At 50.7% G+C, this 14,628-nt stretch carries 12 protein-coding genes and 1 pseudogene; 6 read left to right on the forward strand and 7 right to left on the reverse strand.

Annotation, left to right across the window (positions count from 1 at the left end; genetic code table 11):
• Nucleotides 1-17: 17 nt before the first annotated feature.
• Nucleotides 18-206, reverse strand: a complete 189-nt coding sequence (locus tag HZU75_RS01320) for a hypothetical protein (RefSeq protein ID WP_180307424.1) — start codon at nt 204-206, stop codon at nt 18-20.
• Between the two features lie 104 nt (nt 207-310).
• Nucleotides 311-1,501 carry a tyrosine-type recombinase/integrase gene (locus tag HZU75_RS01325; RefSeq protein WP_180307425.1) on the reverse strand — a complete coding sequence of 397 codons (1,191 nt, stop codon included), beginning with the start codon at nt 1,499-1,501 and terminating at the stop codon, nt 311-313.
• A gap of 337 nt (nt 1,502-1,838) precedes the next feature.
• Between HZU75_RS01325 and HZU75_RS01330 the strand changes: the two genes are divergently transcribed.
• Nucleotides 1,839-3,089 (forward strand): tyrosine-type recombinase/integrase, encoded by a 1,251-nt coding sequence (locus HZU75_RS01330; protein WP_180307426.1) that lies wholly within the window; start codon nt 1,839-1,841, stop codon nt 3,087-3,089.
• A 199-nt stretch (nt 3,090-3,288) separates the two neighbouring features.
• Here the strand turns inward: HZU75_RS01330 and HZU75_RS01335 are convergent.
• A pseudogene (locus HZU75_RS01335) lies at nt 3,289-3,461 on the reverse strand (integrase core domain-containing protein); the annotation flags it as partial.
• Nucleotides 3,462-3,740: 279 nt separating this feature from the next.
• Between HZU75_RS01335 and HZU75_RS01340 the strand changes: the two are divergent.
• The gene (locus HZU75_RS01340; RefSeq protein WP_180307427.1) at nt 3,741-5,387 is read left to right on the forward strand and encodes a response regulator; all 1,647 of its coding nucleotides are present in this window, start codon (nt 3,741-3,743) and stop codon (nt 5,385-5,387) included.
• A 62-nt stretch (nt 5,388-5,449) separates the two neighbouring features.
• Here the strand turns inward: HZU75_RS01340 and ybaK are convergent, their stop codons facing one another.
• Complete coding sequence (ybaK, locus tag HZU75_RS01345) at nt 5,450-5,932, reverse strand: Cys-tRNA(Pro) deacylase (protein ID WP_180307428.1); 483 nt, start codon at nt 5,930-5,932, stop codon at nt 5,450-5,452.
• A gap of 91 nt (nt 5,933-6,023) precedes the next feature.
• On the opposite strand from ybaK, the gene HZU75_RS01350 reads away from it, so the two are divergent.
• Complete coding sequence (locus tag HZU75_RS01350) at nt 6,024-7,514, forward strand: protein adenylyltransferase SelO (protein ID WP_180307429.1); 1,491 nt, start codon at nt 6,024-6,026, stop codon at nt 7,512-7,514.
• A gap of 6 nt (nt 7,515-7,520) precedes the next feature.
• Here the strand turns inward: HZU75_RS01350 and HZU75_RS01355 are convergent, their stop codons facing one another.
• The gene (locus HZU75_RS01355; protein ID WP_180307430.1) at nt 7,521-9,812 is read right to left on the reverse strand and encodes a Tex family protein; all 2,292 of its coding nucleotides are present in this window, start codon (nt 9,810-9,812) and stop codon (nt 7,521-7,523) included.
• 197 nt (nt 9,813-10,009) lie between these two features.
• Between HZU75_RS01355 and HZU75_RS01360 the strand changes: the two genes are divergently transcribed.
• From HZU75_RS01360 to HZU75_RS01370, 3 genes are all read left to right on the forward strand, one after another.
• Nucleotides 10,010-10,780: a ParA family protein gene (locus HZU75_RS01360; protein ID WP_180307431.1), complete on the forward strand. Its 771-nt coding sequence runs from the start codon at nt 10,010-10,012 to the stop codon at nt 10,778-10,780.
• Nucleotides 10,781-10,841: 61 nt separating this feature from the next.
• Nucleotides 10,842-11,738: a flagellar filament capping protein FliD gene (locus HZU75_RS01365; protein ID WP_180307432.1), complete on the forward strand. Its 897-nt coding sequence runs from the start codon at nt 10,842-10,844 to the stop codon at nt 11,736-11,738.
• A gap of 321 nt (nt 11,739-12,059) precedes the next feature.
• A complete protein-coding gene (locus HZU75_RS01370) occupies nt 12,060-12,359 on the forward strand; it encodes a hypothetical protein (RefSeq protein ID WP_180307433.1) in 300 nt (99 codons plus the stop codon).
• 126 nt (nt 12,360-12,485) lie between these two features.
• On the opposite strand, the gene sucD is transcribed toward HZU75_RS01370, so the two are convergent.
• Both sucD and sucC read right to left on the reverse strand, forming a co-directional pair.
• Nucleotides 12,486-13,370: a succinate--CoA ligase subunit alpha gene (sucD, locus tag HZU75_RS01375; protein ID WP_180307434.1), complete on the reverse strand. Its 885-nt coding sequence runs from the start codon at nt 13,368-13,370 to the stop codon at nt 12,486-12,488.
• Between the two features lie 28 nt (nt 13,371-13,398).
• Nucleotides 13,399-14,568 carry an ADP-forming succinate--CoA ligase subunit beta gene (sucC, locus tag HZU75_RS01380; protein WP_180307435.1) on the reverse strand — a complete coding sequence of 390 codons (1,170 nt, stop codon included), beginning with the start codon at nt 14,566-14,568 and terminating at the stop codon, nt 13,399-13,401.
• Nucleotides 14,569-14,628: the final 60 nt, after the last annotated feature.

The following is a 14,628-nucleotide window of genomic DNA, read 5'->3' on the forward strand; positions in this document are numbered from 1 at the left end:
AGGAGCCAGAACTGGGGCTAAGAATTTGCCGGAGCCGTCTGCGTATCTTGGTTTGGCTTTAATTCATGCACTTTTGCATATTCAAGCACTAAAACCTCAATCATCGAAGCCACCGAGCGTCGCTCACGCTCGGCGGCCATACGTAGTAATTGTTTGATTTCGGCAGACGTACGGATTGATAGTGTTTCGTCTTTAATGCGCGACATCTTGGTAACCTGAAAGCCATGTATGGCAAATGTACTGCCTCTACATGACTAAAGCAACAAAGGGAACACGGCAAGGAAACAAAGTTAATAAAACCTCTGTTTACTCATTTGCCCATAACAAAATCTGACCATGCTTGCATCATCCCGCGTCGATGATCTAGCAAATCAGTTCGATGGTACGCTGCTTCAACTTTATTGCTAATCGCATGCGCCAAGGCTCGCTCAGCCCAATCTCGCGGATATTGGTGATTACTAGCCCAATCCCTGAAGCTGCTACGAAAACCATGTGCGGTAGCTGTTCTTCCTTCAATATCACTTTGTGCATTATGTTTGCGCAAAAACATCGTGAGCGCATTATCAGACAGTTGCACCCCAGCGCGCGGACTTGGAAAAACGATTTCATTATGGGCACCACGTTGCTGCTTCAAAATCTTAACGGCTATTTCAGATAGTGGTACACGATGAATGACACCAGTTTTCATGCGCTCGGCGGGGATCGTCCAAATCGCTGCTTCAAAGTTGATCTCATCCCAAGTCGCGCCGCGCAGTTCACCAGACCTAACCGCCGTCAATATTAAAAACAACAACGCATTACAGCTAACGCTTCGCCCCTCGCCAGACAAATGCTCAGCAACAAATTTGGGTACATCCTGCCAAGGCATTGCGGGTTGGTGCTCGGCTCTTGCTGCATCTCCCTGCTTAGGGAGCAAGTGATGAACCACATCGACAGGATTGGAGGGCACAAAGCCATGCGCCCAAGCCCATCCCATTACTGCATGCATACGCTGCTTTACCCGACAGGCGGTTTCGGGTTTATCCAACCAAATAGGCCTCAAAACATTGGCAACATCTTTTGGCATGACATCTGAAATGGGAGTTGAACCCAAATCCGTAAAGACATACATCTTTAGGCTATTAATCCAATCACAACCATGCTTTTCATTTTTCCAGCTGGGTAACAACTCTTGATGAACTAGCTCTGCAGCAGTTTGAAACGAAGGTATTTTTGTTTCTAACGCGGCTGCATTTTTTTCATCAATCGGATCAAAACCATTAGCTATTTGTTCACGGTATTGCCTTCCAAGCTCTGCTGCTTTGGCAATTGAAACCTCTGGATAGCTGCCAAGCCCCATTTTTCTACGTTTGCCAGAAACGGGACTGACATAGCGCAAAATCCATTTGCCGTGCCCTTTTTTAACCGTTGGCTCAAGCGCAAGACCAGTAACTCCACCATGAGCGATCTGGACATCACCCGGTTTGATTGCCCTAGCTTTAGTATCAGTTAGCACTGCCATAGCACCTCATTAGTGTACCATTTAGTGTACCACCAAGAGTTAGTCATCACTGATCAACATTGGACTGCAATAGACAAAAAAACTACAAACAACTGTATTTAAAATGATTTATAGAACAGATTAGACTCACTTGGACTTATCATTGGCAGTCCCCACCTCCACCAATTACTCGTCCCACCAAGTACGTAAAAGTTCTGAAACCCGCATAAAGCCTAGCTTTAGCGGGTTTTTTGTTTCCCGTCACATCCCATGCCGTCCGACCCAATCCAGTTGTTTTAGGGATACGTTTAGGGGTACATTATGCAAATACCCCATTCAATTGCGAGGCCGTACCCCTATGGCACGTCAAACGAAACCCCTAAGCCCGACAGAATGCTCTAGCGCGAAAGCTAAAGAGAAAGACTACCGCTTGTATGACGGCGGCGGATTATTCCTCTTAGTCAAAAGTAACGGCTCCAAGATTTGGCGCTTTAAATACACCAAACCGAATGGGGTAGAAACCTTGATGTCTTTCGGTGAGTTTCCCGCAGTGACTCTGGCCAATGCTCGTGGCTTACGTGAGGAAGCCAAGTCATTACTCGCAAAAAGTTTGGATCCTATTGAAGAGCGTAATCGCAAAAAGGAAGAAGCACGCTCTGAAAATTCGTCCAGTTTTGAAATTATTGCTCATGAGTGGTTCGATAGAGCGATGGCAAACAAGTCAAAAAGTCATAGAGATCGAACTATGAACCGGCTTGAGAGTGATATTTTTCCTTGGCTGGGAAAACGCGATATTTCCACTATCGAAGCACCTGAACTACTAACCTGCCTACGGCGTATTGAAGAGCGCGGGGCAATTGAAACAGCACATCGGGTACGCTGGTCATGTGGAAAGGTGTTTACGTACGCTATCGCTACGGGGCGGGCAAAACATAATCCAGCAGACATACTAGCCAAAGCCGATGTATTGCAATCGCCGACTACAATCCCATTTCCTACAATCACTGATCCGGTCAAGATTGGCGCATTGATGCGTGCTATTGATAGCCTTGAAGCAAGCCTAACAGTGAAGTGTGCTACTCAATTAGCACCCCTTGTATTTACGCGCATTGGGGAATTAAGGAAGGCTGAATGGTCTGAGATTGATTTCGAACGAAAGCAATGGCGCATTCCAGCTGCAAAAATGAAAAGCAGAGCGCCTCACATTGTCCCATTGTCGAGACAAGCGCTTGAGATACTGCGTACGATTCAACCACTCAGCGGGCACAAGCAATATGTCTTTGAAGGTGGTCGAACCAATGGCAGACCAATGAGTGAGGCTGCCATCAACGTTGCATTACGCAGGTTAGGTTACAGCCAAGAAGAATTTACCGGCCATAGCTTCCGTAAAATTGCTTCAACTCAACTCAATGAATCACACCTTTGGCATCGAGACGCCATTGAACGGCAATTAGCTCATGGCGAAAAAGACACTGTTGCAGCAACTTATAACCACGCTCAACATCTACCTGAACGGACAGAAATGATGCAGTGGTGGGCTGACTATCTGGATAAATTAAAAGCTGGTGGTGATATTTTGCATTTTCCGAGTAGATCTGCAAGCGCCTAATCGGTAACGATAGCGATTTTTATTATCAAAATAAAAATCCCACCTACAAAACTGCCGCCATTTCTAAAAACAAAAATACTAAGCAGCACAGAAATCAACTGTAGCTTTTAGAATATAGAAAGCAACCAATATTCACAGCAATGTAAAGTTGGCATACAACTTACAATCAACCTCCTCCTTACAAACCGAGCGGTCTGACTTAGAGATCCCGGGCGTCAAGGTGGGCGAGCCGAAACACCCTGGGAGTCCAGTCGCCCAGCGCGCTATGCGGTCTAAACTCATTGTAATCCTGTCGCCCACGTTCGATCTTGTCACGGGCATCATCCAATGACAGAGTAACCAATGTACGTTTAAGCACTCATCCCGCAAGCTTGGCTTGGCCATAACGATGCGGCCAAAATTTGTTGACCACTACAGACCCAATCCAGTTATTTTAGGGATACGTTTAGGGGTACTGTACTGTCCTGGGACAGTCCACACCACCCCAAGCAAATAGTCTAAGAGAAGCCTGTCTACTATGTAGCACCGGTCACAATTGTCGAGCTTCGTGGCCTGCTTTGTGATTTCTGCACGACAAACCCCATTCAATGCTTGAGCTTGTGCCAAATTAGCCGATAGTACAGATTAATACCCTGAAAAACGCTAAGGTTTATGTCCGAAGATCTAGCCCAAGCCCACGTGCTGGTCGCCGATGATGCGCCGACGGTACGCCAATCAATCCGCATGACTCTGGCGCAATCGGGGATTAATCGTGCCGATGCGGCCAGCAGTATTGGTGAAACTCGTCGTCGTCTGCGCAACGGTGAATACGATGTGGTGCTGTGCGACTATCACTTTGGTGAGGGCATGAATGGGCAGGAATTACTGGAAGAGCTGCGCCACAGCGGTGAACTACCGCTCTACACGATCTGGATTATGATCACCGCCGAAGCCTCGTACGAGAAAGTCGTGGCGGTAGCTGAAATCGGCCCAGATGATTATCTAATCAAGCCGTTTACCAGCAAGCAGCTCACCCAGCGCCTATCTTTGGCCTGGAGTCGCAAGCGTTTTCTCAAACCGATTTACGACAAAATCAATGAGGGCGACACACTAGGCGCCATCGATGTTGCCAAATCATTGGTCCCCAAAGCTGCTGGTTTTAGTAATGATCTGATGCGGATTTTATCCTCGCTGTTGCTAGAGGCTGGCAAGCTTGATGAGGCGGCTAGGCTATATGAAGAGATACTGTCACAGCGCGTAGTGCCCTGGGCCAAGCTAGGACTGGCCCGCACCCTGTGCCGACAAGGCAAAAAAACGCAGGCCGAAAGCTCATTGCAGGCAGCAATTGTGGAACACGCGCAATATGTCGATGCCTATGAAGAACTCGCCTCGATGTATATGGCCGAAGGTCGGCTTAATGAAGCAATGGCGGTGTTTGAAAAATGCTTGGCGATGACCCCCAATAATGTCGGTCGCCTGCAAAAAGCCGGCAATCTGGCCAATATGCTCGGCGACTCGAGCAAAGCCAAACAGTTTCTAGAGCGAGCCGTTACCTGCGGCGGCAATTCTTCACTACTCAGTGGCGAAACAGTGCTGCAACTAGCACTGGCGGCACGGCGCGAGAACAATAGCTCGGATGCCGATAAATACCTGCGCATGGTGCGCGAAATTGCCAAGCGCGAGGATACCACCAGCAATCGTATTATCGATTTAATGGCTTCTGCAGTATATGAAGGCAAGCCCCAGCTCTTAGAGCAAATTGAAACCTATATGGCCGACCCCGAGTTTGTGCTGGAAATCGCGGTGAGCTTTATCATGACCGCCGATATTGTCTGCCCCGCCACCATCGAAGGTGAACAAGCAACAGGATCAGCCGCCCCCTATAAATGGCTGCTGCATATTGCACAGCGCTTTATTACCACCAAACATATTTCGGGGATGCTGGAAAGTTCGGCCAATATGCGCCCAACTTGGCAAGCATTTATTCAGCATGCCGGCACTGAAATTACCGAACTCAATAATGAAGGCGTGCAACTGATGCTGAAGGCGCAATTTGAAGATGCCATCGCCAAACTATTGCCCGTAGCACAGAACACCTGCAATCAACGCCTAATGCTCTCAAGTACCCATGCCATTATCAAATACCTGAAAAGCCCAGCTCAAGTCGAGCCCAAAGAACGTAACGCCCTACTTAATCAGGCCTACCAGTTTATCAATCGGCTTGAGGGCATGATTGATGCGGGTACTTTCCATAGCCTCAACCAAGACATCCAAGGTTTAATCGGCCAGAGTAGCGGTTTATCCAGCGCGTCACATTAGATACCCAGCTATGTATATGCCTATGTTCAAATTTGGAATTTGCACAGCGAGAAATACCCTAATCAGGCCGTTGCAATATCGAGCAAAGTAGCCTGTAAACTAGCCTGCACCGCTTGAGCGCTCACACTCACCAAAAATCCCCGCTTGCCGCCATTGATGTAAATAGTATCGAGTTGCATGATGCTGTCTTGCATATACACCGGCATGGTCTTTTTGGTGCCAAATGGCGAGGTTCCGCCCACTAAATAGCCACTGTGCTTGTTGGCCACTTCCGGTGTACAAGGGGTAATGGTCTTACACCCCAAATGGCGCGCCAGATTTTTGGTGCTCACCTCTTTATCACCATGCATTAACACAATCAGTGGCTGTTTTTTTTCATCTTCCATAATCAGCGTTTTGATCACAATATGCTCATCGACCCCCAGCTCGCGCGCAGAAACCGCGGTACCGCCCTTTTCTTCATAGGCGTACAAATGCTCGCCAAAGCTAATTTTGTGCTGGCGCAAAAAACGGATCGCCGTCGTTACCGGCATCTTTTCACTCATATTTAATCTACCCAGACCCACTTTTATTCATGACAAGCAGTTAGCAATCGGCTTAAAATACCCGACTAATCTACTCAACTTTATTTGCTCCATGGCCTTCTCTTTTGCTCAATTGCCACTGACCCCGCGCTTTAGCTTATTACACTCGCGTTTTTGGGATTACACCCCAGCCACGCCGATGCCTGCGCCGCATGTCGTCGCGCTCAATCACGCGCTGGCCGAGCAATTGGGGATTGATTGGCAACAACAACAGAACCTGAGCGATTATCTGATTGGCAATCAATTACCGCAAGGCAGCCGCGCCCCATTTTATCCGATTGCCAGCGTGTATTCGGGCCACCAATTTGGCGTCAACGTGCCGCAACTGGGCGATGGTCGCGCGCTGCTCATCGCCGAATTTACCGACCCGAGCGGCCAACACTGGGAAATGCAACTGAAAGGCGCTGGCCCCACACCCTACTCGCGCCGAGGTGATGGCCGAGCAGTATTACGCTCCAGCATTAGAGAATACCTAGCCTCCGAGGCATTACACCACCTGGGTATCCCAACTAATCGCGCACTCGCCATCGGCGGCTCGCCGCAAACCATCTGGCGGGAAACACGCGAAACAGCCGCGGTGGTCATGCGCCTAGCGCCAACCTTTGTGCGCTTTGGGCATTTTGAATATTTCTTTTATCAGGGCGAACCCGAGCGAATTACCGAGCTAGCCGATTGGGTAATTAAGCACCATTACCCCGACTGCGCAAACGCCGAAAATCCCTATTTAGCGCTGTTGAACGCCGTCATTAGCCGCACCGCGCAACTCATCGCGCGCTGGCAAGCGGTCGGCTTTTGCCACGGCGTGATGAATACCGACAATATGTCGATTTTGGGGCTCACCATCGATTACGGCCCTTATGGTTTTCTCGATGGTTTTGACGCCGGGCATATTTGTAATCATTCGGACGACAGCGGGCGTTATGCCTACAACCAGCAGCCGCAAATAGGGCTGTGGAATCTGCATTGCCTCGCGCAAGCTTTATTACCACTGAGCAATAAAGACGAGCTATTAGCAGCCCTTGGCCAATACCAGCCACAATTTGAAGCCGCTTTCGCCGAACAATTGCGCCGTAAATTGGGCTTTACGCAGTGGCAGGAAGACGATTGGACGCTCGTCACCGATCTATTTGAACTGATGCAGGCGACGCACACCGACTGGACAATCTTCTGGCGCACGCTGTCGCACTGGCCCGTGCAACGCAATACGGCGCAATTGCGCGATCTATTTTTAGCGCGCGCGCAATTTGACGACTGGCTGGAACGCTATGAGCGCCGACTTAGACTTAATGACGAGCAGGCAGGATTAGACGAACTGGCTATGCAGGCGCGCAGCCAAGCCATGCTAGCCGCCAATCCCAAATACATCTTGCGCAATTATCTGGCCGAAAATGCCATCGCCAAGGCGCAAGCAGGCGATTTTTCAGAAATCGAGCGCCTGCAGCGCTGCCTGATGCAGCCGTTTGCCGAGCAGCCCGAATTCGAAGCCTACGCAGCCCTACCACCCGACTGGGCGCGTGAGATTTCGGTCAGCTGCTCGTCTTAACTCCAATCAGCGCTTTAACTTAGCTAAGGCATCGGCCATTGCTGAATTGCTTGGCGCGGCGGATTTGGCGCTAGCCTGCCGCTCTGCGCTACGTGCAGGCTTGGCAGCTCCGCGATCGGCTGGTTTTGCCTCGTCGTTGAGCCGCATCGTTAGCGCAATGCGCTTGCGCGGCACATCGACCTCGAGCACCTTCACCTTCACCACCTGCCCGGCTTTCACCACCGCATGCGGGTCCTTGACGAAGGTATTGGCCAGCATCGAGATATGCACGAGGCCATCCTGATGCACGCCAATATCGACAAACGCGCCAAAGTTGGTGACATTGCTGACCACGCCTTCGAGCACCATGTCCACTTGCAGGTCGCTGATTTTCTCAATACCCGCCGCAAAGGTGGCCGTTTTGAATTCGGGGCGTGGGTCGCGGCCGGGTTTTTCCAGCTCGGCCAGAATGTCTTTGACTGTGGGCAGGCCAAACTGCGCATCGGTCAGGCTTTCGGGTGCCACCGCTTGCAGCGCGGCGCGATTGCCCATGGTGCTGCGCAGATCTTGCCCTAATTTCTGCAGCAGTTTTTCCACCAGTGGATAGGCTTCGGGGTGCACGGCCGAGGCATCCAGCGGATTGTCGCCCTGCATAATGCGCAAAAAGCCGGCTGCCTGCTCAAAGGCTTTGGGCCCCAGCCGTGGCACTTTCAGCAGCGCTTTGCGGTTTTTGAATGCGCCATACTCATCACGGTATGCGACCACATTGCTTGCTAATACAGGGCTCAAGCCAGATACCCTAGCCAACAATGCCGCCGAGGCGGTATTCACATCAACGCCGACCGCATTCACGCAGTCTTCCACCACGGCATCGAGCATGCGCGCCAGCTCAGCCTGATTCACATCATGTTGATACTGCCCCACGCCAATCGCCTTGGGCTCGATTTTCACCAATTCGGCCAATGGGTCTTGCAGGCGGCGGGCAATCGATACTGCGCCACGCAACGAGACATCGAGCTGCGGAAACTCTTTGGCGGCCAATTCAGAGGCCGAATACACCGAAGCGCCCGCTTCGGACACCACGACCTTTACTGGTTTTTTGCCGTCGATCTGGGCGATTAAGTCGGTGGCGAGCTGTTCGGTTTCGCGGCTGGCCGTGCCATTGCCGATCGCGATCAGCTCAACGCCATGTGTGTCGCATAATTTTTTCAAAATGAATAATGATTTGTCCCAATCGCGGCGCGGCTCGTGCGGGTAAATGGTATCGGTGGCCAGCAATTTGCCGGTGGCATCGACCACCGCCACTTTCACGCCGGTGCGCAGGCCCGGGTCCAGCCCCAGCGTGCAGCGCGGGCCCGCGGGTGCGGCCAGCAGCAAATCTTTCAGATTGCGCGAAAAGACTTTAATCGCTTCCAGCTCGGCGCGCTCACGGGCGGCGGTGAGCAGCTCGTTTTCCAGCGAGACGCCCAGCTTGGTGCGCCACGCAGCGCGCACCACATCGCCCAGCCACAGATCAGCACAATTTGCGCTAATGCCAACATGCCGCGCGATGCGTTGCTCGGCGCTGCTCCAGATTTTGCTACGCACGCCGTTTTCGATTTCTTCCGGTAATTGAATACCGATACTGAGGATTTTTTCATTCGCGCCGCGCAACACCGCCAACACGCGGTGCGAGGGCATCACCGCCCATTTTTCGGCAAAATCAAAATAATCGGCAAATTTCGCGCCCGCCTGCTCCTGCCCTTTCACCACTTTGCTGGTCACCAAACCGCTACTTTGCAAATGGCTGCGCAGCTGGCCGATCAGCGCGGCGTCTTCGCCCCAGCCCTCTAACAAAATGGCTTTAGCACCTTCCAGCACCGCCTTGCTATCGACAAACCCTTCGCAGATAAATTTGGCTGCGAGTGTCTCAGGGTCTTGCTGCGGGTTTTTCAGCAATTGCTCAGCCAGCGCCGCCAGCCCCGCCTCGCGGGCGATTTGCGCTTTGGTGCGGCGCTTTTGCTTATACGGCAGATACAGGTCTTCCAGCGTTTGCTTGTTATCCGCGGCATCGAGCTGGGCGCGCAAAGCGGCGCTCATTTGCCCTTGCTCGGTGATCGTCGCAATGATGCTGGCGCGGCGCTCATCCAGTTCACGCAGATAGCGCAAGCGCTCAGCGAGCAAACGCAGTTGTCCATCATCCAGACCGCCGGTCACCTCTTTGCGATAGCGGGCGATAAATGGCACGGTGGCGCCTTCATCGAGTAAAGCCACGGCAGCGGCCACTTGCGCCGGTTTGCAATTGAGTTCCTGCGCCAGACGTTGGGAGAGATTGGACATACGATATGCTCAGATGCGAAAGGTGTGGCATTGTAGGTAATCGCACCAAAACTTGCCAGCAAGGCACCGAGCCGAAGACAGTACGGCAAGGCGAGGTAACGAAGCTGGAAAACTTTGGCTTATCTACTTATCCATGCCGCTTGGCTGTCGTCATGGCATAATCAACGTCCGCAGCGGGAAACAAAAACGGGACTCAGATGACGGTAATTGCAGTGTTTAATCAGAAAGGTGGCGTCGGCAAAACCACGGTCACTGCCAATCTGGCCGCCACTTTGGTACAAAACGGCATTGCGCCTTTGGTGATCGATCTTGATCCCCAAGCTCATCTGACTGCCACTTGGGGGCTCAACCCCAAATCCAATCAAACCATGTACCGCTTTTATCAGGGGACATCACCGCTGACCGATCTAATTCAGACCTCGGGGCCCGGCATTCATTTCATCCCTTCGCACCTAGAATTGGCCCGCGTCGACTCGCAGCTGGGCAAACATCGCGATCATTTGTGGCGGCTCAAACTCGCGCTCGAGGCCGAAATGCTGGCCGGTAGCGGCACACCGATTATTATTGATTGCAGCCCAATGCTGGGGGTATTGTCGTTCTCTGCCTTGCTGGCTGCGGATTTGATCCTGATACCCGTGGCCGCCGAATATCTGGCGCTCAATGGAGCGTGCATGCTGGAGCGCACTTTGTTCGGGCTGGAAAAATTCGATCGCCGTCGCGAGCGTCGTTATCTGGTCAATCGCTTTAAAGAAGGCCATGAAACACACGAAAAAGTGCGTGCCCAATTGCAAAAGCACTTTCCACGCGAATTACTCAATACCATCATCCACGAAAACGACGACATTATGGCGGCGGTGGGCGATAACCTCGACGTCTTTAGCTACGCGCCCGATAGCTCGGCTGGCACCGACTTTAGCTTTTTGCTCGATGAATTGATTGAAAAAGGCCTGATCGCCATCGAAGAATAATGCCTCCCCAGCTGGTCTAAAATTTGCTTGAATGACATGACGACCCAGCGGGAGCAAGCTCATGAGCATCAATACCAAAGATCTCCAGCAACTGGCGCAGCAAATCGCGCTATTTAAAACCCAGACTGTCAGCACGCTAGCCACACCGCAGCCAACCTTTGACATCGCCAGCTTGGCCAGTGGGTATCTTGCCACGCACCAATCAGGGCAAGTTGCAGCAAGCAATACCACCACCGGTATATCGGCCAGCAGCTCAATCAACGCAATTGGCCGCAATCTAGCACTGCCCGACCCCGAAAGCGCCTATCAAATGATGTCGTATATCAATCAGCTGGGCGTGATTTACCCTGCGCAATCGGCGCGCTTGAGTGACATGCAAACCGGCGTGAGCGAGCTGGCACAGGCGGCAAAATCACTGAGTAAAATCGACTCGACGGCAGACTTTGCCAGCGTAAAAGCGCAATTACAAAATCTGGCCGATCAATACAATCAATGGCGACGCAATTTCGACGCCGACCTGCAAGACCCCGAATTGCTGGCAGCCACGCAAGCGGCACAAGTGGCACGCTATGAGCTGGCCCAAAGCATCGCCAGCCCGTTTCACGGCGCGCAACAAGGCATTCAGGGCATGGCGGCGCTGGGGCTAACGATTGATCCCATCACCAATATGGCGCAACTCGATTCCCAAAAATTCAGTTCCGTCTGGTCACAACAACCTACTGCCGCAGCCGCTGCGGTCAGCGACTTTGCCAACCATTTTGCGCAAAGCGCGACGCTACTCACCGAGCAAAATAACTTCTTCGCCAAGCAGCAAGCCAATCTGGCCAAGGTGATTAGCTATATGGATAACAATAAAGCTAAGCTACAGCAGGAATTCGGGTTAGGCGATCCGCCACAACCATCCAGCAGCGTGGCGCGGGCGTATGCGGATTATCAGCAGAAATATGGCCTTGTATAAATTGAATTTGTGAAGGACTAGCTTGCTAAGCTTTTTTCAGAAATCTGCCGTAATGTAGGCAGGAAGTGCTAATTGCACCTTGCTAGTTTTATATGAGTGGCGGCAACCGAATTATTGCGACAAGCTGTCCAGAGGTATGAAAGCGAAGCCCCATGTCGGATTTTGCTGTTTTTTGCCCGACTAGCCTAAGAATCTTCTGGGAAAAACTGAGGGTTAGTACGTTTTTTGCGAATAGATAATCAAATCGATCAGAAATACAATTGAAAGCAATTATTAAGTTAGACACTCAGTTTAGGCTCTTCAATCGACGAGGACTGTATCATGGCAAAATATCAATTTTTCCAATTATCTGAAAATGGCAAAAACCTTGTACGCTATTTATGCACTGATCGGGAAGATTTCCTTCCAGCCAAAGAGCTTTTGCTTGGGCAGGGCTTTGAAGTCATTGGTGACATGATTTACGCCAGTAATGATCAGGAAGCGATCGATCATTTCAATAGTGGGATGATTTACCCATTGGCGGAATACAATAAGGCACATGAAATTGGCGGCTTGTTTTATTTTGTCAAAGGTATCTACGATGAGGCTCGAGATTATTATCACCGCCGAGCAAACCACTGACACCAAAACAAACAGAACCTGTAGGTATACCTCTAAAAACCAATTAAATAATAACCCACAGAGCAATACCCCAACAAAAAAGCCACCCGAAGGTGGCTTTTTTCATTTTCTATTCACCATCGGGAATTAGATCATGCCTTTTGATTTCAGCAATTCAAACATGGTTTTGCCGATTTCAGCTGGGCTGCGGGTGTACGCGATGCCAGCTTGTTCGAAGGCTTTGAATTTCTCTTCTGCAGTGCCTTTACCGCCAGAGATGATCGCACCAGCGTGGCCCATACGTTTGCCTTTCGGCGCAGTTACACCAGCGATGTAACCAACGACTGGCTTAGTAACGTATGATTTAGCGAATTCTGCTGCTTCTTCTTCGGCAGAACCACCGATCTCACCGATCATCACGATCGCGTCAGTATCAGGATCATCTTGGAACAGTTTCAATGCGTCGATGTGGCTAGTACCTGGGATTGGGTCGCCGCCGATACCGATACAAGTAGATTGACCCAGACCCAAAGCGGTAGTTTGCGCTACGGCTTCGTAAGTCAATGTACCAGAGCGTGAAACGATACCGATACGACCTGGGTTGTGGATGTGCCACGGCATAATACCGATTTTGCACTCGCCCGGTGTGATAATACCTGGGCAGTTAGGGCCGATCAGGCGGATGCCAGCTTCATCAACCGCTTTTTTCACGTACAACATATCAACTGTTGGCACGCCTTCAGTGATACATACGATCAATTTAACGCCTGAGTCGATCGCTTCCAAGATTGAATCTTTAGCGAAAGCTGCAGGTACGTAGATCACAGATGCATCAGCTTGAGTCTGAGCTACAGCATCACGCATGGTGTTAAATACTGGCAGACCGAGGTGCTCTGAACCGCCTTTACCTGGGGTAACACCACCTACGACTTGAGTGCCCACTTTCAACGCTTGCTCAGCGTGGAAAGTACCGTTTTTGCCAGTGAAACCTTGCACCAGCACTTTTGTGTTCTTATTAACCAAAACGCTCATGGTCTATATCCTTTTATTCGTGCTGTGATTACAAGGCTGCAACAGCAGCAACGATTTTCTCAGCTGCGTCGTTCAGGCCTTGGGCTGAAGTCAATTTCAGACCAGATTCGTCAAGGATTTTCGCGCCCAATTCGGCGTTATTACCTTCCAGACGAACCACTACTGGTACTGTTACATTGACTTCTTTCACCGCAGCGATAATCGCTTCAGCGATCATGTCGCAACGAACGATACCACCGAAGATATTAATCAACACACCTTGAACTGATGTATCAGCCAAGATCAGTTTGAATGCTTCGATAACGCGTTCTTTAGTTGCGCCGCCACCAACGTCCAAGAAGTTAGCTGGTTGACCACCTTTCAGTTTGATGATGTCCATCGTCGCCATTGCCAAGCCTGCGCCGTTCACCATACAACCGATATTGCCTTCCAAAGCCACATAGTTCAACTCGAACTCAGAAGCTTTTACTTCGCGCTCGTTCTCTTGTGACTTGTCGCGTTGTGCCAACAATTCTGGGTGACGGAACAATGCGTTAGAGTCAAGGTTGATTTTGCCGTCAACGCAAGCCAATTCGCCGTTTTCACGCAAAGCCAATGGGTTTACTTCGAACAAGGCAAAGTCGTTTTCAACGAATGCTTTGTATGAACCCAAGATCAGGTTGGTGAAGGCAGCGATTTGTTTGCCTTCCAGACCCAAAGCAAACGCAGCTTGACGGCCTTGGTATGGCTGCATGCCTACCAGCGGATCAACTTCGATCTTGATGATTTTTTCTGGGGTTTCTTCAGCGACTTTCTCGATCTCAACACCACCTTCAGTTGAAACCATGAATACGATGCGCTGTGAGCTACGATCTACCACGGCGCCAAGGTACAACTCGCGCTGTACTGGGTACATGTCTTCACAAACCAATACGCTGTGAACTGGCTGACCAGCTGCATCAGTTTGGTAAGTAACAAGGTTAGTACCGATCAAGCGAGCTGCTTCTGCTGCAGCTTCTTCACGGCTTTTTACGACTTTAACGCCACCCGCTTTACCACGGCCACCGGCGTGAACTTGGGCTTTAACTACAGCAAATTTGCCGCCCAAAGTGTCATAAGCAGCAGCAGCTTCTTCAGCGTTGTTAGCCAAAATGCCGCGTTGTACTGGCAAACCATATTTAGCCAGCAATTCCTTGGCTTGATACTCGTGCAGATTCATCTCTATTTATCCTTTGTGAGGAGAGTGTTGTAGGGTGGACAACAAAATTACCCACCATTT

It is taken from the genome of Chitinibacter fontanus, assembly GCF_013423785.1.
In the GTDB taxonomy this organism is placed as follows: Bacteria; Pseudomonadota; Gammaproteobacteria; order Burkholderiales; family Chitinibacteraceae; genus Chitinibacter; species Chitinibacter fontanus.